Raw genomic sequence first — 23,770 nt, 5'->3', positions numbered from 1 at the left:
CGGTTCTGTCTCTGTCAAAGTTAAATCCACTCCTCTTCATCCCCTTTGTTTACCTCCCGATCTTCGTTTTGATCTTGGGCGGGGGGCGTAATAATCCGATAATTGACATCGTACACTTGATCGGCTTTTTCCCCGCGAGTCTGTTTGGCTGTGCGGTAACTATAGGAATAAATTGAGCCGGTTTGAGAACTGTCACTAGGAGGCTTGACAAAATTTGCTTTTTCCTCATCTGCAAGCCTAGACGAAAATTCTTCCCGATCCTGAATGGTCGTCGGTTTTTCGGGGGGTGTATCAAAATTCCAATCATCACCGCTATCTCTTTCCCAATCGTTACCCCGTGCAGACGGAGCAGTATATTGAATATAGGTAGGTCGGGGAGATGGCGGTGGTACTGTAGGATTATTCGCTATACGAGGGGAGGCTTTTGGGGCAGCCAAAGGACGACCAAAACTATAGAGAAATTGCAGGGTTAAACCACTGATAATTCCCGCTAGGGTGAAAAGTAACACCCAGACTGCTAGGGGCAGTTTTACCGTCATAATACCGCCAAAAAAGACCAAAGTGATCACCCCCAGATTCTGCCAGATCAGTAATCCGCCTACAGCGATCGCAAATAAGACCATAATCCAGCCCATTTTTACCTCCCTTAATTCAGTGATCAGTGATCAGTAAACAGTGATCAGTAAACAGTAAACAGGTATAAAGATAAAGATAACTAACTAACTAGGGTTTGCTGAATAAGTACGGGCGAAGCATTCGGATAGAAAATCTACGTCTTCACCGATAGGTTATTGCCCGAATGCTTCGCCCCTACAGGACGCGGGCCGATGAAGACGCAAGGTTTTGAACGACGATTCTCTCAAAATCTTGCACCTGTGGGAGCGAGAAAAGCCCCAAAACCCTTACTTTGCCTACATTTCAAATTTATTCAGCAAACCCTAACTAATTAACTTAAAACTTACATCTGATAACTTACATCTGATAACTTACATCTGATAACTGATAACTGATAACTGTCAATGTCCTTGCCAGCGATTAATTGTCACACAATCGATATCTAACTGATCGAGAGTACGAGCGATGACAAAATCGACCAAATCCTCGATCGATTGGGGATGATGATACCATGCCGGTATTGCTGGCACGATTCTAACGCCCGCCTCGGCCAAAGTAGTTAAATTACGCAGATGAATTAAACTAAAAGGAGTTTCTCGCGGCACTAAAACCAATTTTCTGCCCTCCTTAATCTGCACATCGGCCGCTCTTTCTAGCAAATCGGAACTTAATCCCCCCGCTAATTTGGCCACTGTACTCATGCTACAGGGAATAATTACCATACCAAGGGTGCGATAGGAACCACTGGCGATCGTTGCCCCCACATCACCCCAACGATGACAGCGTAATTTTCCCCCCTCCATCACCCCGCCTTGACTGCGCCAAAATTGTTCTTGCAGCTCCGGTTCTGGCGGCATCCGAATATTATCTTCTGCTTGCCAGACGGTGTAAGCTGATCTGGAGGCCACTAGATCGATCGTGTAGTCGGCTAAAAGTAGATATTTGAGAGTACGGACAGCATAAATCAGCCCTGATGCTCCCGTAACGCCCAAAATTAGCGGTTTAGATAATTCCTTCAAGCTCTAATTCCTCGATCAATTGTAATCCTCTTGGGTCGCCCACTTTTAATAAAGCACCCCTAGCATCTTCCTTGACACCTAAATCCTCGTCTTCCACCAAGGCCTCGATCAAAGCATCGATCGCCGTGGCATAAATCACATTGAAGGGCAATTCTCGGCATAATTGACCGATCGACCAAGCGCAATTACTCCGCACCGCTGCGATTAAATCCCGGCGCAATCCTTCAATTAAAGGCGGCAAGACGGTGATGATATCTTCATAATTGACCTTGGCAATCTGGGCCAAACTACTGGCGGCCCATAATCGCACCGCCGAAATATCAGTTTTGAGAGCATGAACCAAAGGATCGATCGCTCTGCGATCACCACAGTTACCCAGGGCCCAAACTACCCCTTTTCTGACGTAACCATTCCAATCCCTGGCCAGTAAATCGATTAAGGGAGCCACAGAGCTAAGACTGGGATTTCGTCCCAAAGCGTAGGCGACACTGACACGCACCAGGGGACAGACATCGTTTAACATCTCTAGTAAGGGGGCGATCGCTCTTTCGTCACGCAATTCACAAAAGGCGCGAGCGGCGATCATTCTCTCGCTAACATGAGCAGAAGTAAGCAATGAAAGCATTTCCTCGGGATCGGGGAGGATTTCCGCTGCTTGATCCGGATCGCTCCCATCGAGAGGATTATTTAAGGAGTTGCTAGAGTCTAGGATTTCATTGTCGTACATACTTGTTAGATTATCTTAATCCGTGACCGCTCACGTCAAGCCCAAAATCAAAAAGTAAGTAGTCGTGCAAAATTAATTTCCTAGTGAAGATAGGCAAGAGGCAACAGGCAACAGGCAAAAGAAAGAATCTGGCAATTCTCCCACCTAAAAACAAGGTCAGAAACTAAGTACATCAAAGCTTTTAGCTTACCAAATTAGGTTACACTTCATCTTGACGAGAAAGGCTGCAGGCTCTCTTATTCTTTGTGTGATAAGTTTAACTGATATAGTAGCGATCAATCTTTGTGTCCTTTGTGTCTGGAGTGGTTCGTTCCAGTCGTTCGCCCGCAATACTGTATCTTAGAATACATTTTACCCACCAAACCTAAGAGAGTCAGCTGCATTTACAAAACCTAGCAGATTAGAAAGTAAATACAGGGCAAATTTTGGTGTTTTTTCGATGCCAAGACGCGGATTTGAACCGCGGACACGAGGATTTTCAGTCCTCTGCTCTACCAACTGAGCTATCTCGGCTTTTTTTAGTCCTTTATCAATATAGCACGCCCTCGAAATAATTGCAAGGTTTTTTTCTAAAAAGTTTTCTGCTTGACTAGATTGGCAAGGTGAGGGTAAAAGTGGTGACAGCATTGGCACTGGTGACATCGATGGTGGCATTCAGGGGTTTAATCAGTTTGTGGACTAAAGCTAAACCTAAACCGGTGCCACTGTAGCGCCAGGGATCGTGGTGAGGAATGCGATAAAAAGGAGCAAATATTCTTGATAATTCCTCTGGAGGGATTTCTACTCCTGAATTGCTCACATTAATTAATATTTGCTCGTCTGCACGCCAGACATTTACCCTAATTATCCCTTGTTCTGGGGTATATTTAGAAGCATTGGTCAGTAATTCCGCTATGATGCGTTCGATATCACAAAGATTGCTGTTAATCTCCGGTATATCCCCATCTATATCTAAAATTAACTGCTGTTGTCGCTCGCGGGTGAGAGTGCGAAAAGGTTCCACTAATAAGGGTAGCCAAGAAAGTAAGTCGATTGTTTCGATCGCCGGAGGTTCGCTTTCCGCATCCAGATAGGTTAAAGTTAACAGATCATTAACTAACTTACTCTGACGCTGACATTCAATGTTAAGAATTTGCAACAGTTGACCGATCGAATCCTCTGGATCGATCTTGATCCCTTGATATTCTAGGAGACTTTCTAGGGTTTCCACCGCTAGACGGATGCTGGTGATCGGGGTTCGCAGTTCATGGGAAAGGGTTTTCAGGAATTCGCTTTTTAATCTTTCCAGTTTTTCTAATTCCCTCACTTGTGCTTGGGAAGATTCGTAAAGTCGCGCCTGGCGAATAGCGATCGCACATTCGGTGGCAATATGTTGAATCAAATTAGTTTCTAAGGAGTTAAAAATCTGATTAGCTGGCCGAATTAGCCAAATATTGCCCAAAAAACCCTGATCGTCAAAGATAGGACAAGCGCAACGGTTAACACGACAGATTTGCGGATTGCCAAGGGGAAGACGATCAACAAATTGTAAAATTTGTTTGTGCAGCAGCGGTTGATAGATTTCAGGAAAATCGCTAATTTGACAGCTAATTCCCTGACAGATAAGCTCTTGAGTGGTATATTCGTGGACAATAGTAGCTTGGCTGCGACTGGGATTGTAAAGCTCAATTTGGGCCCGTTCTGCGGGTAAAACCTGCACTAATTCCCTAGTGGTGGTTTGCAGAATATGATTTTCATCGAGACTATCGCGAATTTTTTCGGTAATCCGTCCGATTAATGCTTCATACTTCAAAGTCATCTGCAATTCGGCGGTTCTTTGCTGAACCTCCGATTCTAAGGCAGTATTCAAGCATTTTACCCGTTGGTGCAGTTCCGCTTGTTGAATGGCAATTCCCACTTGAATGGCTAATTGTTTAAGGAGATCGATTTCTTGGGATTGCCAAGAGCGAGTTTTTTGGCAATTTTGGGCAATTAGTAACCCCCAGAGTTGGTTATCGCAGATAATTGGCACCACCAAGTTAGCCTGTACTTGCAAAGAGGTGAGTAACTTGCGATAACAGGGATCAAGTCCCGAATTATGAACATTTTCAATAACTTGAATTCTCCCACGACGATAATTTTCCAGACGTTCTGGGGATAAATTAAAACAGGGATCCTCGATGCTGTTTCCTAAGACGGAATTAATCCTCGCAGTATGGGATTCCACCACAATCATGCCACTATGATCGGGGAATAAACGATAAATTAACACTCGATCGCAGTTGAGGAATTGTCGCACCTCTTTAACGGTTCTTTGCAAAATGCGATCAAGATCCAACGATTGCCGGATTCTTTCCTGCATTACCCCCAATAGTTGTTCCCGTTCTGCTTGTAATCTTAAAGCTTCTTCGGCCTGTTTACGTTCGGTGATATTGGTACTGGTTCCCACTAAACGATAGATGCGCGCATTGTTATCCCGTAGGGGTGTTAAAGTCGTTAGCCACCAGTAGGGTATATTTTGAAAAGGTAAATACTGTTCGTAGGAAATAGTCGTTCCGTAACGCACACAATCACTATAGTGTTGCCGCACACTACGCGCATCATCGGGGGGAAGGATTTGTTCGGGAGTTTTGCCTTTAATCTCTGATGAACGCAATCCTGTCCAGCGTTCATGAACGGGGTTTGCTCCCACATAGCGAAAATCTCTATTTTCCAGCACGTCCACCACAAAAATCGACGCTTGCACGGAATTAAATATACTACGCAGAAACTGCTCGGAATACTCCTCTTTTAGCTGTTTATCTAGCTCGATCTCGGTTTCTGATGGCTGCTTTTCCATAAGAGCCTCCCATTGTGCTAATTGGTGGATTTGGATCGATAATCACAAAATCGTTGGCTACTCCTAGGGCGATTTAACAATTTCTTTAGATTCTCGCACAAATTTTCCTATCCGCTGCCGATTTCGATATATTTCTTTGCAAAAACGAGAAAGCAACCCCAATATACTGAGATCGCTTATCAGTTATCAGTTATCAGTGACCAGTTATCAGTGATCAGGTTTAAGTTTTAAGTTAAGTAGCTATATACAATTAATTACACATATCCAATTACTTCTTCCATGAGTGCCTATCCTCACCAAGAAGTTAATTTTGTCCTATTACTTATATGTGTTATTTTCAGCGATCACTGTTCACTGATTACTGATTACTGATCACTGAATTTAGGCTTCTTGGTTGACAAAAGGCAATAAAGCCATTAAACGGGCCCGTTTCACCGCTTCAGTTAAATCTCGCTGTTGTTTAGAAGTTAAACCGGTGATGCGTCTAGGTAGGAGTTTGCCGCGTTCGGTGATGAATTTGCGGAGGAGTTCGGTGTCTTTGTAGTCAATCGGTTGACTGGGGGAGATGGGGGAGAGACGTTTACGATAGTAGCTCATAGATTTGTAAAGATTGCTTGACTTTTTAACTAAAGTGTGGTTACTTAATTTCCTTGTGGACGGTGTGCTTATTGCAGTGGGGACAGTATTTTTTGATTTCCAGTCTGCCGGTGGTATTGCGACGGTTTTTGCTGGTGGTGTAGCGAGAAACGCCGGGGGTACGCTTATCGGGATTACTGCGGCATTCCGTGCATTCTACAGTGATGATCAGGCGAACGCCTTTTTTACTAGCCATAACAACAGGGGATCGGGTAAATTTACACGCAATCGATCATTATGACATATCTAGGGCTTTTTAGGCAAGAGCGGCTGGGACACCAGCGAGGAATTGTCAGCTAAAAAGTTGATTTTGAGATGAAATCCAGCACAAAAAAGCTAGAATAATCACAGCAGTTGGCGAGGATGAGGAAAAATGACGGTAAGATTGGGTAAACCGATTTTAGTGACGGGGATAGGCATTACCATCGCTTTCACCCTGGGGGAAACTCTCAATAGTACACTGAGCGAAATCAGTTCCTGGGGTATTTTCGGTGCGATTGCTCTTGGTGCTGGTATCTGGTTTTGGCAAAAACCCAACACGAAAATCGATTTTTCCCATCCCACTCCCCTGAGTCTAGAAAAGGTTAAACAAGCGATTAGCAAGGCCGAGAAGATAATTAATTATCTGGCCAAAGAAGACCCTAATCAAGACTTAACTCCACTCAAAACCAGTTTAAGCCAATTAAATCAAGAATTTAGTCGCCAAGACCTGAAAATTGCCATTACTGGTGCTAGAAAAACTGGTAAAACTGCCTTAAAAAAACTACTAGAAAGCGGCAACTTTGGGGAATCTATCGCTTTTCTGGAAACGGAACCGCTTCTAACTCTCAACTGCACCGCTAACCAGAAAAAGGCTCTGGCAGCCGACCTAGTTTTGTATCTCATCAATGGGGATTTAAGCGATTCCGAATGGCAAATCCTCCAGCAATTCGATCGAATGCACCAGCGTGTTATCCTGTTACTGAATAAACAGGATCGTTTACCCGCCGAAACCAGAGAAGAAATACTCCTTTCCCTGAAACAAAGACTGAAAGAAACTATTCCCTCTCATCATATTTTAGCCATAGCCGCTGCCCCTGAACCCCTAAAAGTTCGTCAACATCAAAGCAATGGAGAAATCAAGGAATGGACGGAACCCCAAACGGTAGTTATCGATCCTTTAGATAATCATCTCCGAAAAATTATCGAACAAGAAAAGTCCGAATTAGTTCTCGGAACTATCTGGAGACAAGCGCTCGAATTAGCCAAGGAAACCAAACAATTACTTAATCAATCCCGACGCAAAAAGGCTTTACCTGTTATCGAACAATACCAATGGATAGCCGCTACTGCCACTTTTGCTAATCCTCTGGCGGCCCTAGATTTAGTTTTAGCAGCAGCTACTAACGCTCAAATGTTAGTGGATTTAGGGGCAATTTATCAACAAAAAATGTCCCTTGAACAAGCAAAAACAGCCATGACTACCCTGGGGAAAATGATGGTACAATTGGGCATGGTAGAGGTGACAACCCAAGCATTAGGAACGATTCTCAAGGGAAATGCGATTACTTATATCGCCGGTGGTACAGTGCAGGGAATCGGGGCAGCCTATCTAACTCGTTTAGCAGGTTTAAGTTTAATTGAATATTTTCAAGAACAGGAAATTAACGAGCAACTGAATAATGATTGGAATTGGACGAGTTTGCAGGATAAAGTTAAACAGGTCTGGGAACAAAATCAACGACTAGCATTTTTACAGGATTTTGTCAAGCAAACGAGCACTCGTTGGTCGGCATTTTCTGGTTAAAAAATCTAGTTAAGAACCGGGAAAAGGTAAATGCTGACGCAGCACATCCCAGCGCGAACAATCCCAATAATCGATATGAGAAATAATCAGATTATTGTCATCGAGAGTTAATTGGCTGCGTCCAGAAATAGCGATGCGAGGCCGCCAAGGTAAAGGAGTTGTCCAGTGCAATGTCCAACGGGTATTAATAATATTTCCCTGCTGTTCAATTGCGTGGACATCCATCTTGATAGCTTGGAACCATTGACTCATAAAACCAATCATTTCCCGATAGCGTTTAATCCCCCGAAATTGATTGAGAGGGTCTTGAAAATAAACGTTATCAGCATAAATATCATAGGTTTGATCGAGGGGAAATCTTTGATAATCTTGCTGCAAAATAGCGATAATATCCATAAAATAAGTAATTAGTTATAATTAAATTGAAGATAGATTTTGCCTTTGATCCCCCCTGCCCCCTTGATAAGGGGGATGCCGATAGGCGGGGGGATCCCCCTGAATAAGAGGGGTCACTGTGAACTATTAAGTACCTAAGCAAAATTAGTTACACATATTTAACAACCTCTTGCCTATTGCCTTTTGCCTCTCCTAACCAAGAAATTAGTTTTGCACCACTACTTAAAAGCTCACTCCCGTCAAACTAAAGGGACGGACTTCGGTAATTTTAACCTTAACAAATGTGCCTCGCAATTCCTCAATATTTCCCGTAAAGAAAGTTAAGCGATTGCCTCTAGTTCTTCCCATAACTTGACTAGCATCTTTAGGGTTAACGTCTTCCACTAAAATTTCCTCAATTCTGCCTAAATATCTTTGGGAACGTTCAGCAGCTTTTGTGGCCACTAAATGATTTAATCTTTGTAGGCGATCGCTTTTTACCTGCTCACTTAATTGATCATCCCAAATAGCGGCCGGAGTGCCGGGACGGGGAGAATAGGCCGCCGTATTTAATTGATCAAAACCAATCTCATCGACTAATTTTAAAGTATTCTCGAACTGTGCCTCTGTTTCTCCGGGGAATCCGACAATCGCATCGGCACTGATGGCAGCATCCGGCATTAAATTGCGAATATTAGCAATAATTTGTCGGTATTTTTCCTGAGTATAGCCCCGTTTCATGGCCTTGAGGATATCATTATCCCCCGATTGAAAAGGGATATGAAAATGTTCACAAACTTTAGGTAATTCCTGACAAGCTTTAATCAAACGTTCGGTAAAATAGCGGGGGTGACTGGTGGCAAAACGGAGACGTTCAATGCCGGCCACATCGTGAATGTAGTACAGTAAATCGGTAAAATTGTGCAGATGTCGGCCGCTTGCCGTCACTCCGGGTAAATCCCGTCCGTAGGCATCGATATTTTGACCTAAAAGGGTGATTTCTTGATAACCCTGTTGTCCTAATTGTGCCATTTCTGCTCGAATTGCCGCAGGAGTGCGCGATTGTTCCACCCCACGCACCCCCGGAACCACACAATAGGTACAGCGTTCATTACAACCATAGATGACGTTCACCCAAGCGGTAATATTACTATCCCGGCGCGGTTTGGTGATATCTTCCATGATGTGGATGGGTTCGGTGGCCACCACCTGGGAACCGTCAAAAACTTGTTGTAATAAGTCTCCCAAGCGGTTTGCGTGTTGGGGACCGATAATTAAATCCACCTCGGGAACCCGTCTTAACAATTGTTCCCCTTCCTGTTGGGCCACGCAGCCAGCGACCACTAGAGTAAGATCGGGTTGAGTTTGTTTGCGTTTAGCCTGTCTGCCGAGATAGGAATAAACCTTCTGTTCGGCATTATCGCGAATTGTACAGGTATTGTAGAGGATTAAATCGGCTTCGTTGGCATCCTCGGACCATTGAAACCCCAAATCTTCTAAAATACCCGCCATGCGTTCGGAGTCAGCTTTATTCATCTGACAACCAAAGGTGGTGATATGGTAACGACGTGGGGACTTATTCATGATGCTGGCTACAGAAACAAGAGTGCAGGTTTCTATTTTAGGCTATTTATTCTCTGACTTGAAAGAGAGTGTAGGGTGTGGGGTGTGGGGTGTAGGGTGTGGGGAAAGAAACCTCTTTCATCTTCCCACTTCCCACTCCTCAGAATTAGACCTAAAGCATACTCAGCCATACAAGCAAATAAAAACGAAACTTTTGCTTTGAGGATATCTCCTGACTGGTAGGATAAAAATAAACCATACTAGGCAGTTTAACCTCCACGCCGCCGAGGCCACACCTTTAATCATCAAAGGAAAAGTATTTATATGTCTAAAAATCAAGTGTTCGACTTTTTCGCCTTAGCCGCTAAAAACGAAGAATTGGGTAAAAAAATGCGTTCAACCCAAGATCCTCAGCAATTACTAGAGATAGCTCGCTCTCAAGGCTTCGATTTCTCCCGTCCGGAATTAGAAGCGGCACTTAAATCCTTGCACGAGAGTCCCGACTTTTTCCAAAAGTTAGCTCATGCAGTGTTAGAAGTTTTCAGCCCTAACCACGATAATTATCCCTCGATCGGTGTCCAACCCTACGAAGGTGAGATCGATCGCTAGAATCAGTGATCAGTTTTTTAGCCGTCAGGAGTCAGGAGTCAGGAGATTATTTTTATTTATTCTCCCCACTCCTCTCTCCCCAACCCCAGCCGTATATAGTATAAAAAAATTATAAAAAAGCCGAAATCAGGGAAAAATAGGCTTTTATCTGCCAGTAAATCCAGCAGAGACAATTGAGCTGCCAAGAGAGAAGTTAAAGGGCAAATGCAGTCATAGCAAAGGTTTTAGCTGTCAATGTCCTGAGAATTGCTGAGGCTGATGGACGAAGGGAAGGAATGATTAACTTTCGTTAACCGGAAGATGAGAAATAATCATAATGTTTTATATTGTCAAAGGTGTCATAGTTTCCTATGCTTTTTTTAGGTTGATAATTTTGCCTGACTCGTCAAATTTTTACCAACCAGCCCTAGAAAATAAAATTAGTGGATGAAAACAGTCACGATCGAGATAAAATCTAGGATGGTCTTACCCCCACCTTGCCACGATCCCGACTGCCACCAAAGCTAGAGCAGGAAAAGTAACAAGGAAAGAATTTGACTGAAACAAAGTTGATAACGCTAACGAAATTAATAGTTTAGTTTGGCTTGACAAGCGAGGAACAAAAAAATGCCAATTGCAGTAGGAATGATTGAAACCCTAGGATTTCCCGCCGTTGTGGAAGCGGCCGATGCCATGGTCAAGGCCGCCAGGGTGACTCTAGTGGGTTACGAAAAGATCGGTAGTGGTCGCGTCACTGTCATTGTCCGGGGAGACGTTTCAGAAGTGCAAGCTTCTGTGGCTGCCGGAGTGGAAAACGCCAACCGGGTTAACGGAGGACAAGTGCTATCTACCCATATCATCGCTCGTCCCCACGAAAACCTCGAATACGTGCTGCCCATTCGCTACACCGAAGAAGTAGAGCAATTCCGCAGCTATTAAACGCCGTTGATCGGGGTCAGCATCTATAGAGTCGAAGAAAGCCAACCATTAGGAGACAAAAATATTATGTCAATTGCAGTGGGCATGGTGGAAACCTTGGGTTTCCCAGCCGTCGTCGAGGCGGCTGATGCCATGGTAAAAGCCGCCCGCGTAACCCTAGTAGGTTACGAAAAAATTGGTAGTGGTCGCGTCACCGTCATCGTCCGGGGGGACGTTTCGGAAGTACAGGCCTCCGTATCGGCGGGGACAGAAGCGGCATCTAATCGTGTTAAAGGTGGTCAAGTCCTCTCGACCCACATCATCGCCCGTCCCCACGAAAACCTCGAATACGTTCTTCCCATTCGTTATACAGAAGCCGTGGAACAGTTTCGTGAAAGTGTTAACCCACAACCTTTAAGACGAATCTAGAGCGCAACTAACTTTTAGTGTAAACAAATTCCATGCAAATTGCCAAAGTTTGCGGAACCGTCGTTAGCACCCTGAAACCGCGCAGTATGACGGGAGTGAAACTTCTGCTTTTGCAATTCATCGACGCACAGGGGCAACTTTTGCCTAAATACGAAGTAGCGGGTGATATTGTCGGAGCGGGGCTTAATGAATGGGTGCTAGTGTCCCGGGGAGGAGCGGCTCGGATCGAAGACGGGCAGAACAATCGCCCCCTTGACGCGATGGTGGTGGGGATTATTGACACTATAACCGTAGAAAATCGCACCCTCTACAGCAAGAGAGACGAATTTCGTCAATCCGGTTAAACATCGATAGAACCCAAACACAGTTAATTAACAACCAGCCAGCCAAATTCAGTATGGAGGAAGACTAACTATGGTCGTCCGCACAACGGCGGCTAGTCCGAAAAAGCGGACCAAATCCCCAGAGGAAACGCGCATAGACGAGAGTGCCAAAGTCCACACCTTCTCTAACCTCAGTGGCGCTATCGAGATCGGGGCGCGAGTGGTGATTGCTCCGGGGACTTCCATCCGCGCCGATGAAGGAACCCCCTTTCACATTGGCGACGACAGCAAAATTCAGGACGGAGCAATCATCCACGGTTTAGAAAAAAGCCGTGTGGTGGGAGATGACGGCCGAGAATATTCGGTGTGGATCGGCCGGGGCAGCTGTATCACCCACATGGCACTCATTCACGGGCCCGCCTATGTGGGCGATCGCTGTTTTATCGGTTTTCGCTCCACCGTCTTTAATGCCCGCATCGGGGCCGATTGCATCGTCATGATGCACGCCCTCGTTCAAGACGTGGAAATCCCCGCCGGTAAATTCGTGCCATCCGGTTCCGTGATCACCAGCCAACAACAGGCTGATCGCTTACCCGATGTCACAGAAATCGATCGAGCCTTCACTCGTCACATTGTCGATATCGACCTCGCCCCCAGCGTCCCGGTCAAAGCCCACAGCCCAGCGACTCCTGCACCAGCAGCCGCTATAAACATCGCTAATGAGACGCTATATAGAAATTCGGTGACACCTATGAGTTTAAATACAAACATTCGAGCGCAGGTTCGCTCCCTCCTCTCCCAAGGCTACAAGATCGGCATCGAATACGCTGACAAACGCCGCTTTAAAACCAGTTCTTGGTTAAGTGCCGGCTTTATCGACGGCGGCCGCGAAGAACAGGTATCCCAATCCCTAGAAGCCTCCCTGAGAGACCTGCAAGGCGAATACGTCCGCCTGATCGGAGTCGATCCCGCCGCTAAACGGCGCATACTGGAAATGATTATCCAACGCCCCGAAGACACCCCGGGAGAAACGGCCCGCACCACCACCGCCGTCCACGGCGGTCATGGCAACGGTAACGGCCATTCGGATCTGTCCGTACAAGTGCGTTCCCTGCTGGCCCAAGGACTGAAAATCGCCACCGAACACGCGGATAAACGCCGTTTTAAAACCAGTTCTTGGTTAACTGGACCTGCGATCGAAACCAAGAGCGAAGCGGGCATCATTCGCGATATTGAAGCGATCGTGACTGAAAATAGCGATGAGTACGTCCGTCTGATCGGGATCGACCCGCAAGCGAAAAAACGGGTCGTCGAAATGATTATTCACCGCCCCGGCGGCACCCCCGCTAGTAACGGCAGCGGCAAAGCCAGCAGCTACAGCGCCCCCGCTAGTAACGGAGCCAGTTATAGCAGCAGTGGTAGCTTAAGTGGGGAAACGATCGCTCAAATTCGTTCCCTGCTCGCCCAAGGCTACAAAATCGGCACCGAACACGCGGATAAACGCCGGTTTAAAACCAGTTCTTGGCAGAGTTGCGCCCCGATCGAAAGCAATCGCGAATCTGAGGTAATTACTGCTTTGGAAGATTGTTTACGGGAACATAGCGGCGAATACGTCCGCTTACTCGGTATCGATGCTAAGGCCAAAAAACGGGTTTTAGAAACGGTGATCCAGCGTCCCGATGGTTCGGTGAGTAGTAATGGCAGCAGTAAAACCGCCACCGTTGCTGAACCGAGTTTCAAAAGCTATGCTTCTGGTTCTTCTGGCGGCGGTACTGCCACTTTAACCAGTACCTTAACCGCAGAAACGATCACTCAAATTCGCTCTTTATTGAACCAAGGTCACAAAATCGGGGCTGAACACGCGGATAAACGTCGTTTTAAAACCAGTTCTTGGCAAAGCTGCACCCCGATCGAGAGCAGTCGCGAATCCGATGTGGTGGCCGCTTTAGAAACCTGTCTGCGCGACCATCAAGGGGAATACGTTCGTCTGATCGGGATTGACTCCCAAGCGAAACGTCGTGTTCTCGAATCGATTATTCAACGCCCTTAATTTCAGGACTCGGCGATCGGTGAAGGGAGATAGGTGTTAGGTGTTGGCAGACCGGGAAAAATACCGGAAACTCTAACCCCTACCCCCTAACCCCCGATCACTGATCACTGATCACTGAATAACTGTCAATTATGTCCTTACCCCCCGTTCAACCTATTAGCCGCTCGGAATTCTATGTCAATGGTGATGTAACCATTGATGAGAGTGCGATCGTGGCTCCGGGGGTGATTCTCCGAGCAGCCCCCAATAGCCAAATAATTATCGGTGCGGGTGCTTGCCTGGGTATGGGAACAATTTTAACCGCCTATCAGGGTGTTATTGCTATCGGTGCGGGAGCAATTTTAGGTACAGGTGTTCTCGTCGTCGGTCGGGGTGAAATCGGTGAAAATGCCTGTATTGGGTCAACCACAACGATTTTTAATGCTTCTGTGGCAGCGATGTCGCTCGTGCCGTCCGGTTCCCTGATCGGAGATACTTCCCGTCAAATTACCATCGAAGTGTCAGCGACCCGATCGGAACCGGAAAGACCCCCTTTACCGGAACCGCAACCCGTAGTCAGTCAAGTGTCCCCAGTGCCGTCAGTGGAGGAAGTGGTCTCCGAAACCGTGGCCAGTCCTTGGGATGGCGAGGAAATGGTGGCCGAGGCAGGTTCTACGGAAACCAGAGAACCAGCATCTACTACTAACCGACCGAATCAAGCATCGGTAGTCGGAAAGGTCTATATCAATCAGTTATTGGTCACGCTATTTCCAGAACGTCATCGTTTTAATGGCAACAATAACCATAATTCTTGAAGGGGAAAATAATCGTTCACAAGCCAAAAATCTCAACAATAATTACTGAGTAATTAGACCTAATTTATCTAGAGTTCACGGCTGTCTAACTGTCCTCTAGGTACTGGGTATAATTGCTTAGAAATCTAATTCATCTTTAGCGATTGCCGACATTTTTTGAGGTTGTAATTATTGATAATCTTCCTCAATTAAGGATTAGCTTTAATCGCTCAAAGCCTGATGAGCAGAAGTTTCTGCGTGTCAATCAGGTAAATTTTTGTTGATTTTTTTGTGTTTTTGTAGAGATTGTCAAAGTTAGATGACGACAGATTAAAGAAACTAATCCCCCCGAGAAAAAAAAACAATCAAAATTTTGGGGATAGAGAAAAAAATGATCAGAATAGGGTAAAGTTCGTGTTAAGATGATCAGTTGAAAAAAACATTAGTGAAAATTGCTCCCTAACTTCGCTCCTAGCAGCAGGGGAAAGGAGCTTAAGAAAAATCTATGTCGGTTGACGGCGAGATTTTACAGGTGCGACTAATCATGCAGTTTATGGAGGAATAATCCCAATGGTGCAAGCCAAATCCAAAGGTTTCCAGGCCGGCGTAAAAGACTACCGCCTGACTTACTACACCCCCGACTACACCCCCAAAGATACCGATCTACTAGCTTGCTTCCGGGTAACACCCCAACCAGGAGTTCCTCCTGAAGAAGCAGGTGCGGCGGTAGCGGCGGAATCTTCCACAGGTACCTGGACCACCGTTTGGACCGATAACTTAACCGACCTCGATCGCTATAAAGGCCGTTGTTATGATATCGAACCCGTACCCAACGAAGATAACCAGTTCTTCTGTTTCGTTGCCTATCCTTTAGATCTATTTGAAGAAGGTTCCGTCACCAACATCCTCACCTCGATCGTTGGTAACGTTTTCGGTTTCAAAGCTCTACGCGGTCTCCGTTTAGAAGATATCCGTTTCCCCGTCGCTTTAATCAAAACCTTCCAAGGTCCTCCCCACGGTATCACCGTTGAACGGGACAAATTAAACAAATACGGTCGCCCCCTACTCGGTTGCACCATCAAACCCAAACTCGGCCTTTCCGCTAAAAACTACGGTCGTGCCGTTTATGAATGTCTTCGCGGTGGTTTAGACTTCACCAAAGACGACGAAAATATTAACTCTCAACCCTTCATGCGTTGGCGCGATCGTTTCCTCTTTGTCCAAGAGGCGATCGTTAAATCCCAAGCAGAAACCAACGAAGTTAAAGGACATTACCTCAACGTAACCGCTCCTACCTGCGAGCAGATGATGCAACGGGCTGAATTCGCCGCCGAAATCAAAACCCCCATCATCATGCACGACTACCTCACCGGTGGTTTCACCGCTAACACCACCCTGGCGAAATTCTGCCGCGACAAAGGGTTACTGCTCCACATTCACCGGGCAATGCACGCGGTTATCGACCGTCAGAAAAATCATGGTATTCACTTCCGCGTTTTAGCTAAGTGCTTACGTCTCTCTGGTGGTGATCACCTGCACTCGGGAACCGTTGTCGGTAAACTTGAAGGTGAACGCGGAATCACGATGGGTTTTGTTGACCTGATGCGTGAAGACTATGTAGAAGAAGATCGCGCTCGTGGTATTTTCTTCACCCAAGACTACGCCTCCTTACCCGGGGTAATGCCGGTTGCTTCTGGTGGTATCCACGTTTGGCATATGCCGGCGCTGGTGGAAATCTTCGGTGACGATTCCTGCTTACAGTTCGGTGGTGGAACCCTCGGCCACCCCTGGGGTAACGCACCGGGTGCCACCGCTAACCGTGTGGCTCTGGAAGCTTGTATCCAAGCTCGTAACGAAGGTCGCTCCTTGGCCCGCGAAGGTAACGACGTTATCCGGGAAGCTTGCCGTTGGAGTCCTGAACTGGCTGCCGCTTGCGAACTCTGGAAAGAAATCAAATTCGAGTTCGAGGCTATGGATACCCTCTAATACAGCCCTTCAGAAGGTTGTTAGCAGTTATCGGTGCAAAATAATGCTGGGGACTTGCCCAAAATCGGGAAGCAGTCGCTAGAATTTCAACACTGATAACTGTCTAGCCAATAACTGAAAACTGTATAAAATGTATCCGAAAAAAGTTGTTCAAGATACCGCGAAAGTCTTACAAAGTTACCTAACTTACCAAGCGGTTCGCACGATTATCGATCAATTGTCAGAAACTAATCCGACTTTAGCTATTTGGCTGAGTCACTATACTTCTAGCCATTCCATTCAGGATGGCGAGGCCTATATTGCGGGGTTGATGACTGAGAATAAAGAGTTAGTTTTGCGGATCATGACGGTAAGAGAACATTTAGCCGAACAGGTTTTAGAGTTCTTGCCAGAGATGGTAAAAACGGGAATTATTAATGACAATACCGAACATCGTCGGCAACTTTTGGAACGTCTCACCCGTACTGCTATAAGTCAACCAGAGACATCGGAATTAAATCTCGATGTTGATGATCTACCCAACCCATAAGGAATCAAGAAACCCATGAAAACTTTACCTAAAGAGAAGCGTTACGAAACTCTTTCCTACTTGCCCCCCCTCACCGATCAACAAATTGCTAAACAAATTCAATACATGATCGATCAGGGTTATATTCCTGCTGTGGAATTTGAAAAAGATCCCAAACCCGCGGATTATCATTGGACGATGTGGAAACTGCCTTTATTCTCTGTTTCTGGTCCCCAAGAAGTTCTTAATGAAGTTCGCGAGTGCCGCACCGAGTATTCTGATTGCTATATCCGCGTTATCGCTTTTGACAACATCAAACAATGTCAAACCATGAGCTTTATTGTTCATAAACCCAATGTCGGCCGCTACTAATTTAGCTGTCATCTAATTATTAACTGTTGAGGGGGGGTCTTAGACCTCCCTTTTTTTCTATCATTTGTTATTGAAAATCGTTGATTAACATCCAAAAACACTTGATTGGAAAATCATTAAGGTTATTACCTTGAAATTCTACAGATTGATTTCTAACCCAAGCATTTGCTACTGTGCGGAAGCGTGTGTCTTTATATTGATTAACTTTCTCGGCTTCTTGACTAGGATTTTTCCGAGGATCCGATAAGTCTGAGGCTGTTATATAAAGACATTTACTATAAACAACAAACATAAAATTAAATCCTATATGTCCATGAGATAACCATCTTGAGGTTTCAATGTCACATTGATTGGTCATATTCAAATAGACTTCAAATTTATTAAATAGCTTTTGAATCCGAAGTTGATCTAGTTTGTGTTTTTTATTCAGTATCTTACGCCATTCTTCTAAATCAATTTTCAGAGATGTGGAGGTGATATCTATACACTGCCAATTTACTGATTTAGCAATAGGCTTAACTAACTCTTCTGATGAACCTGCTAAACTCAAAGCACAAGCTATTCTGAGAGTATGCTCAAATTTAGATTCAAAAATTTCAAATGCTTCTTGATAAAAACTACTGACTAAATAATCGTTGAATGCCTTTCTCAACGTTGATATTTCAAAAAAATAGTTTTCAATTGAATGACCTCTACTCCAAATTAATCTCTTGTTAATTTTATGAGTTTTAATATGATCTTTTAAATCATTGCTACATTCAAATTCTCTAAATTCTCGATCAACAAAGCCCAAAACTCTATTGTTAACATCTGGCGGCTCTTGGGCAACTAAATCACAGATTTTTTCTATCTTAGCTCTATTTCCTAATTCTCCTTGTATTCGCTCCGCAGTATCAATAATAATTTTTTTCAATAAATATAATTTTTCTGCTGAAATCTGAGCTTCATTTTTTTTTAAAAGATTACAAATAATAGTAAAAAAATCCTCATCATCGGCTCCTTCTAGCAATAAAAACCGATCCTGTGACATAATTATTTCAGTAACGTATTCTTCAGGAGTTAACTGTAATCCGTTCATAAAGTCGATAATTATCTAAATTTTTAAAAGGGAATGTCGTCCAACAAATCATTATCTAGTGTATCACTTTCAAGAGTGTCAGTATTTATATTAGCCTTTGCCGTTGGTTGTAGTTCAAGTTTTATCATTCTCTCTCGATATTTGGATGCAATTACAGCAGAATGAGTACAAATAATGAGTTGTTTCTCATCAAGTTGTTTAACCATTTCTGGTAATAATTTACGTTGCCAATCGATGTGAAGTGAAATTTCAGGTTCATCAATTAAGACAACCCTACCACTTGTCATGTGACTGGCGGCATAAATTAAACCTACGACTTGTCTTTCTCCAGAAGACAAAATTTGCAGACTATGAATAGCTTCTTCATCACCAATTTTAACACCTAATTTCCCTCTGCCTTGAGGTAAGCTTGTAGAACCTATTTTTAATTGCTTTCTCTCTAAAAATCCATTGACTGATTCAAGATATCTTTCAATACTAGAATAAGCTGTTATTTGTTCATCTAGTCTTTGTTGAAGAGAACTTTTATACACTGATAAAACTCTACTAGCAATAGTTTTGTATTTTGGATCTGATTCAAACGATTTCAACTGTTCTATTAATTGTTTATAGACATCATCTGATTGATTACGATTAACTTGAAAAGATGAATTTTGCAATTTTTCCGAAAGTTCTATTATTTCTGTAATAACTTCTTCCGGCTCTTTTGTATTATCGTCTGTCTCAGATGATTGAGAAATAGCTTGAGAAAATTGAATAAAAGCTTGTGAAAGCAAATTTCTATCAAGACTAGCAATTTTTAATTGAGCTTCTGTTAATTCTGAATTAATATGTTCTTCTATTTCTATCGGTGAAGGATACTCAAGTCTAGGGACAAATTTCCCAAATAGAATCCGAGCTAATTCGGTTGATCTGGCGGAACTTCTGAGAACTTTGCTAAAATTAGGTGATCTTCGGGCAAAATGTCTAATTTCATTTTCATCTAAGGTAGCCCATGCCTCAATCATTGTTCTAAAAGCAGGGAAATAAGTTGCTTTTAAGTCAATATCTTGCTTTTTCCTAGAAGATGATCGATAATAAAGTGCAGATAAGAAAATTTCGCTATTTTCTTTTTGCTTTTCTTCTTCTAATAATTTTGTAAAAGGGTAAGAATCGACTTTTTCATGATTAACAAAGACTGTTGTTACTGTTTCTTTTATATCTTCTTGAGGAGAATTATGCTGTTCTATCAATATTTTCGTATCATCATCTAATGTAATGGTTAATTTTTGAAATTTTAAATAGCCAAAACGTCTAAAATCTTCGTTGACGGCATTAGCAAGAATATGCAATACAGTGGTTTTGCCTGTGCCATTACTTCCATGAATAATATTAACTCCATCTTGAAAATCAAGATTAATATCAAATCTTCCATGTATTCCAATCGCTTCTAAACGCTTAATAAATCGAGACATACCTTTAATCTCATATAACAGTCTCAAACGAAAATTATAATCTAATATGAAACTTTTGTCAAGTTTTTTCCTAAGCTGATCCGAACGGGTAATAATAACTAACACTGAGAGAGCTTATTTTAGTGCGATCATCGACCTTGACCTTGGTAAATTCTTGTCTAATCCTTTGAATTAGTCGATACTGCTGCCGATTCAACCCAAGGAAACCCCAAATAAATCTAACGCCTTCGAGCCGTTGCTTTTTTATTTTTTGATTCAATTCGTCAAAATATACCGATATTTTCTAGGTGTCGATAGCCTTGAATAGAGGTTCCTTTTAGGTTCAAAAATTTGTCAACTATCATAGGTAAAATACTCTCGTTTTTGGCGATTATATCAAATCTTAACTCTATTGTCTATCTTTGTGGCCTTAACTTGTTTGTGCCTTAAGTCCTTCCCTATATGAATTTTAGCTTTTATTTTAAGTTAATTATTTGCATAACAATTATGGAATAGCCTATTTTTTCCGATTTTATTGATACAAAGAGCGGGTGAAATCTAAAACTTTTTGTTGCTTTTCTTTGGGTAATTTATCGATTAAAGCTGTTAGCTTTTCTGTTAAAGATAACCAAGTTTTGTTCTGAGCTTTCCAGATGACAATAAATTGCTGCATTGGGAGAGAACAAAGGGCTATAGTTTCCCCTAGATCATTACTAAATTCAATTTCGTAACAACCATCATTGTAGTCTTCAACAATTGTCCCTTTTTCTCCCATTATTAAGTTATGTTCAGGCAAGTCAACTAATAATTCCACAAGGTCAAATAATTCTGGTTTAATCATGGTTTTTTTCTCACATATAAAGTTACTAATTTAGCTGTATCACTATCAGGCTCAACAATCCATCCAGTCCTCACTATTTCTTGTTGCCCTGGTTCAATTCCTGTAATTTCTAGGTCAACTTGATAGCGTTTGCCATGTTTATCTGTACTTTGATACACAGCTTTTGCTTCAAGGGCTTTGTTAGCGATTTGTTGTAGAAGTGGCTCATAATTATCTTGAGTATATCCTAAGTGACGTTGAAACATGATGGCTTTATTTAATCCTTTTGGATTGTCTAAATTGAGAGCATATTGAGTTAATTTTCTAGAATCTATTTTGACTTTGTTGACAATATCTTTTAATTTCATTGGAATTAAGACGATTATTAATTTTGACTTTGCCTCTAGTTTCATATTTCATAAGGGAGCATCTCACCCTTGCAATAAGTAGAAATGCTTAATGAGATCAATAAAAAAGTTAAAAAAGGCAACCATTTAGCTCTGGACTTTATCCGTACAAAGGTACTAGCTATGGCTAAAAGTCTTACAGAGCCTGAGTTAAAGCCATATAATACCAATGTGCTACTGAACACAAAATCCTGAAGTCTTTACGCAGATAGGGTTTGCGGCAAAAATCTTCCAATTTGACCTTTAGACCATTATAGCTTGTTTCGGGGCAGAAAACCAGCAAAAACATGGCTACAGAGGGAATCGCTTACTCTAGAGATTAATGACATCATCTGTGATCATAAGGTTAGCGATCACTATAAAGCCAACTCTACGGAATCGCTCTACTCTAGATACAGTCAACGGTACAGCCATTTTCAAGGGGAAAATGTACCCAGTAGCGTCTTTTCAATTTTTTCTGAGAAGCGACCTGCAGTAAGGGTAAGGGTTTCGCCCTAATGCCAATAAACAGCGATCTTATCTCCCCAAGCCTAGATTATACTGTTCGGATATGCCCTGCCCTACAGTTTGAGTTTTCAAGGTTATGGGTGCTAGTTTTCGGTACTTGTTAGAGTCTATAAGCTGCGCTGGTATTGGAACTTTTAGTACAAATGCTCAAACTGCACCAGTCAAGATTTAATGGGTGAAAAGTATGTTAACATCGCTGACTCTTCGGAATTTCAAAAGCTATCAGGAGGCAACCTTGTCTCTAGCACCCATTACCTTTTTAATCGGTGCTAATGCGTCAGGTAAAAGTAATGCACTAGAAGCAATTCGCTTACTTTCGTGGTTAGCGAAAGGCAGCAGGTTAGATGACATTGAACGCAACATTCAAAGCGGGAATGCAATTGCTCGTGGACAAGCGATCGATCTTTTCGGTGCAGAAAAACAGTATTTTACCTTGGGAACACACATTGATAACGCTCCTGACGGTTGGACTGATTTCGAGATTGAAATTGGGCTATTATCAGACCAACTTATTATAATCGGAGAAAGTGTCAGTAAAGCTAGTAAAGATCAGGAATTAACACTTTACAAAATTGATGGCGATCCCAACTCACACACCGATGAAATTAGGGTGATGTATAACAATTTTAACAAAGGTAAAAATAAGCCCCACATACCTTGCTCTAACCGACAAGCCATTTTTTATCAATTGGAAACTCCCAGTCGGTTCCAGCAAAGTCATACTAAATCACAAAAAATTATTCCAGCAGTTACTAAAGTAATTCGAGAAACCTTGAGGAATATCGTCTTTCTTGATCCTCGTCCAGCAGTAATGCGGGATTATGCTTACGCTAAAGATGATGATATTAAAGAAGATGGCTCTAACCTTTCTAGTGTTCTTTATGCAGTTTGTCAGCAGGGAGAGACTCAAAAAAACAAGTTGCTTGACTTCATTCGTTCATTACCAGAACAGGATATTACCGATATTCGCTTTATCATTACAGACCGCAAGGATGTTATGGTGAAACTAATAGAGTCTTTTGGGAACAAAGAACATCAGATAGATGCTCCTTTGTTGTCTGATGGTACTCTGAGAGTTTTAGCGATTGCTGCAACTCTACTAAGTGTAAATCCTGGAACTTTCGTAATTATTGAAGAGATCGATAATGGTGTTCATCCCAGTCGTGCAGATAATTTAGTTAAGCAAATTCGGGAGATCGCCTTAGAAAGAAAACTGAGGGTACTGATCACCTCCCATAACCCGGCGTTATTAGATGCAGTACCCGATAGTGATATTGGAAATGTACTTTGTTGTTACCGAGATCCGCAAGCAGGAGATAGTCGTATTGTCCGATTAGCTGATTTAGAGCGTTTCCCCGAATTAATTGTGCAGGGAACTCTTGGTCAGTTGATGACTAAACAAGTATTAGATAAGTTCTTAAAGGATAAGTCCACAGCAGAACAACGTCAACAAAACGCGCTAAGTTGGTTAGAGCAATTAAAACAGGGAGAAGTAGCCTGATGGGAGCTATTTGTCTGATCGATACTTCGATCTTTTTAGAGATACTTAATGTCCCCCACAAAGCGAGTCAATCTGAGTTAATACTTCAAAAATTAGAAGAGAAAATTAAAGCTAGGGAATCTCTTTTTTTGCCAATGGCAACCATTCTGGAAAATGGCAATCATATTGCCAAGGCCAAAAAGGTAGATGGCAATCAGCGACGCACTTGTGCAGAAAAATTTGTCAATCGGGTAACACAAGCTCTTGAAGGAAAATCTCCCTTCACTCCTATTAATTTTCTAAAGAAAGAAGACCTGCAAGGATGGTTAAAAGAGTTTCCTGATCAAGCGATGGGAGGTAGGGGACTGGGAGACCTTTCTATCATTCATGATTGGCAGAAAATTTGTGATCAAAATCCAAGCCGCCGCGTCTATATATGGTCTTTGGACAAACACCTTAAAGGTTACGAGCGGCCACCGAAGTTATGAGTAATTGACTACGGATTTAGTTTTAATAGTCGATTTGTATTTTAAAAGGTGGAGATTTAATTATTGGACTT

24 protein-coding genes and 1 tRNA gene are annotated in these 23,770 nt (G+C 43.1%); 12 read left to right on the top strand and 13 right to left on the bottom strand.

The window, feature by feature from the left end; translation table 11 throughout:
* Positions 1-20 precede the first annotated feature (20 nt).
* The 7 genes from ACQY1X_RS07540 to rpmG all read right to left on the bottom strand — a co-directional run bounded on the left by ACQY1X_RS07540 (position 21) and on the right by rpmG (position 6,011).
* A complete protein-coding gene (locus ACQY1X_RS07540) occupies positions 21-635 on the bottom strand; it encodes a hypothetical protein (protein WP_430014288.1) in 615 nt (204 codons plus the stop codon).
* A 381-nt stretch (positions 636-1,016) separates the two neighbouring features.
* Positions 1,017-1,634, bottom strand: coding sequence for a flavin prenyltransferase UbiX (locus ACQY1X_RS07535; protein WP_430014287.1), 618 nt, complete (start codon positions 1,632-1,634; stop codon positions 1,017-1,019).
* Positions 1,618-2,361, bottom strand: a complete 744-nt coding sequence (locus ACQY1X_RS07530; RefSeq protein ID WP_430014286.1) for a HEAT repeat domain-containing protein — start codon at positions 2,359-2,361, stop codon at positions 1,618-1,620. The genes ACQY1X_RS07535 and ACQY1X_RS07530 overlap by 17 nt, the downstream gene beginning before the upstream one ends.
* A 440-nt stretch (positions 2,362-2,801) precedes the next feature.
* Positions 2,802-2,874 (bottom strand) — tRNA-Phe (locus tag ACQY1X_RS07525).
* Between the two features lie 76 nt (positions 2,875-2,950).
* Positions 2,951-5,179, bottom strand: a complete 2,229-nt coding sequence (locus tag ACQY1X_RS07520; protein ID WP_430015525.1) for a sensor histidine kinase — start codon at positions 5,177-5,179, stop codon at positions 2,951-2,953.
* Between the two features lie 381 nt (positions 5,180-5,560).
* Positions 5,561-5,776 carry a 30S ribosomal protein S18 gene (gene rpsR / locus ACQY1X_RS07515; protein ID WP_002732313.1) on the bottom strand — a complete coding sequence of 72 codons (216 nt, stop codon included), beginning with the start codon at positions 5,774-5,776 and terminating at the stop codon, positions 5,561-5,563.
* Positions 5,777-5,816: 40 nt separating this feature from the next.
* Positions 5,817-6,011: a 50S ribosomal protein L33 gene (gene rpmG, locus ACQY1X_RS07510; RefSeq protein ID WP_002734724.1), complete on the bottom strand. Its 195-nt coding sequence runs from the start codon at positions 6,009-6,011 to the stop codon at positions 5,817-5,819.
* 177 nt (positions 6,012-6,188) lie between these two features.
* On the opposite strand from rpmG, the gene ACQY1X_RS07505 reads away from it, so the two are divergent.
* Positions 6,189-7,601: a slr1306 family protein gene (locus ACQY1X_RS07505; RefSeq protein WP_316578297.1), complete on the top strand. Its 1,413-nt coding sequence runs from the start codon at positions 6,189-6,191 to the stop codon at positions 7,599-7,601.
* A gap of 9 nt (positions 7,602-7,610) precedes the next feature.
* Here ACQY1X_RS07505 and ACQY1X_RS07500 read toward each other — a convergent pair whose 3' ends face one another.
* Together ACQY1X_RS07500 and miaB are read right to left on the bottom strand one after the other, a co-directional pair.
* A complete protein-coding gene (locus ACQY1X_RS07500) occupies positions 7,611-7,997 on the bottom strand; it encodes a DUF2358 domain-containing protein (protein ID WP_194015396.1) in 387 nt (128 codons plus the stop codon).
* Between the two features lie 222 nt (positions 7,998-8,219).
* Positions 8,220-9,560: a tRNA (N6-isopentenyl adenosine(37)-C2)-methylthiotransferase MiaB gene (gene miaB, locus ACQY1X_RS07495; RefSeq protein WP_430015524.1), complete on the bottom strand. Its 1,341-nt coding sequence runs from the start codon at positions 9,558-9,560 to the stop codon at positions 8,220-8,222.
* Positions 9,561-9,863: 303 nt separating this feature from the next.
* On the opposite strand from miaB, the gene ACQY1X_RS07490 reads away from it, so the two are divergent.
* The 9 genes from ACQY1X_RS07490 (at position 9,864) to ACQY1X_RS07450 (ending at position 17,486) form a co-directional block, all read left to right on the top strand.
* Positions 9,864-10,148, top strand: coding sequence for a Nif11-like leader peptide family natural product precursor (locus ACQY1X_RS07490; RefSeq protein WP_002731728.1), 285 nt, complete (start codon positions 9,864-9,866; stop codon positions 10,146-10,148).
* A 606-nt stretch (positions 10,149-10,754) separates the two neighbouring features.
* Positions 10,755-11,066 (top strand): carbon dioxide-concentrating mechanism protein CcmK, encoded by a 312-nt coding sequence (locus tag ACQY1X_RS07485; RefSeq protein ID WP_002734613.1) that lies wholly within the window; start codon positions 10,755-10,757, stop codon positions 11,064-11,066.
* A 66-nt stretch (positions 11,067-11,132) separates the two neighbouring features.
* Positions 11,133-11,474, top strand: a complete 342-nt coding sequence (locus ACQY1X_RS07480; RefSeq protein ID WP_002733426.1) for a carbon dioxide-concentrating mechanism protein CcmK — start codon at positions 11,133-11,135, stop codon at positions 11,472-11,474.
* 32 nt (positions 11,475-11,506) lie between these two features.
* Positions 11,507-11,818: a EutN/CcmL family microcompartment protein gene (locus ACQY1X_RS07475; protein ID WP_002734360.1), complete on the top strand. Its 312-nt coding sequence runs from the start codon at positions 11,507-11,509 to the stop codon at positions 11,816-11,818.
* A gap of 70 nt (positions 11,819-11,888) precedes the next feature.
* Complete coding sequence (locus tag ACQY1X_RS07470) at positions 11,889-13,847, top strand: ribulose bisphosphate carboxylase small subunit (RefSeq protein WP_002777285.1); 1,959 nt, start codon at positions 11,889-11,891, stop codon at positions 13,845-13,847.
* Between the two features lie 131 nt (positions 13,848-13,978).
* Positions 13,979-14,641 carry a hypothetical protein gene (locus ACQY1X_RS07465; protein WP_002734538.1) on the top strand — a complete coding sequence of 221 codons (663 nt, stop codon included), beginning with the start codon at positions 13,979-13,981 and terminating at the stop codon, positions 14,639-14,641.
* Positions 14,642-15,190: 549 nt separating this feature from the next.
* A complete protein-coding gene (locus ACQY1X_RS07460; protein WP_002753365.1) occupies positions 15,191-16,606 on the top strand; it encodes a form I ribulose bisphosphate carboxylase large subunit in 1,416 nt (471 codons plus the stop codon).
* Positions 16,607-16,736: 130 nt separating this feature from the next.
* Positions 16,737-17,135 (top strand): RuBisCO chaperone RbcX, encoded by a 399-nt coding sequence (gene rcbX / locus ACQY1X_RS07455; RefSeq protein WP_002732424.1) that lies wholly within the window; start codon positions 16,737-16,739, stop codon positions 17,133-17,135.
* A gap of 15 nt (positions 17,136-17,150) precedes the next feature.
* A complete protein-coding gene (locus ACQY1X_RS07450) occupies positions 17,151-17,486 on the top strand; it encodes a ribulose bisphosphate carboxylase small subunit (RefSeq protein ID WP_002732395.1) in 336 nt (111 codons plus the stop codon).
* 67 nt (positions 17,487-17,553) lie between these two features.
* Here ACQY1X_RS07450 and ACQY1X_RS07445 read toward each other — a convergent pair whose 3' ends face one another.
* From ACQY1X_RS07445 to ACQY1X_RS07430, 4 genes are all read right to left on the bottom strand, one after another.
* Complete coding sequence (locus ACQY1X_RS07445) at positions 17,554-18,564, bottom strand: DUF4435 domain-containing protein (protein WP_430014282.1); 1,011 nt, start codon at positions 18,562-18,564, stop codon at positions 17,554-17,556.
* Between the two features lie 23 nt (positions 18,565-18,587).
* Entirely contained in the window at positions 18,588-20,018 is a 1,431-nt protein-coding gene (locus ACQY1X_RS07440) for an AAA family ATPase (protein ID WP_002731617.1), read from the bottom strand.
* A 511-nt stretch (positions 20,019-20,529) separates the two neighbouring features.
* Positions 20,530-20,838 carry a DUF4926 domain-containing protein gene (locus ACQY1X_RS07435; protein ID WP_002759315.1) on the bottom strand — a complete coding sequence of 103 codons (309 nt, stop codon included), beginning with the start codon at positions 20,836-20,838 and terminating at the stop codon, positions 20,530-20,532.
* Positions 20,835-21,185 carry a DUF6883 domain-containing protein gene (locus ACQY1X_RS07430; RefSeq protein ID WP_430015729.1) on the bottom strand — a complete coding sequence of 117 codons (351 nt, stop codon included), beginning with the start codon at positions 21,183-21,185 and terminating at the stop codon, positions 20,835-20,837. The genes ACQY1X_RS07435 and ACQY1X_RS07430 overlap by 4 nt, the downstream gene beginning before the upstream one ends.
* Positions 21,186-21,915: 730 nt before the next feature.
* Between ACQY1X_RS07430 and ACQY1X_RS07425 the strand changes: the two genes are divergently transcribed.
* Both ACQY1X_RS07425 and ACQY1X_RS07420 read left to right on the top strand, forming a co-directional pair.
* Complete coding sequence (locus ACQY1X_RS07425; RefSeq protein ID WP_002733337.1) at positions 21,916-23,232, top strand: AAA family ATPase; 1,317 nt, start codon at positions 21,916-21,918, stop codon at positions 23,230-23,232.
* Positions 23,232-23,699, top strand: coding sequence for a hypothetical protein (locus tag ACQY1X_RS07420; RefSeq protein WP_430015523.1), 468 nt, complete (start codon positions 23,232-23,234; stop codon positions 23,697-23,699). Before ACQY1X_RS07425 ends, ACQY1X_RS07420 begins: the two co-directional genes overlap by 1 nt.
* Positions 23,700-23,770: the final 71 nt, after the last annotated feature.

Origin of the sequence: Microcystis protocystis FBCC-A270 (assembly GCF_050500235.1) — a bacterium.
GTDB classification, from domain to species: domain Bacteria; phylum Cyanobacteriota; class Cyanobacteriia; order Cyanobacteriales; family Microcystaceae; genus Microcystis; species Microcystis ichthyoblabe_A.
The sequence above is the reverse complement of the archived record's forward strand: the minus strand, read 5'-3'. Positions and strand labels throughout refer to the sequence as shown.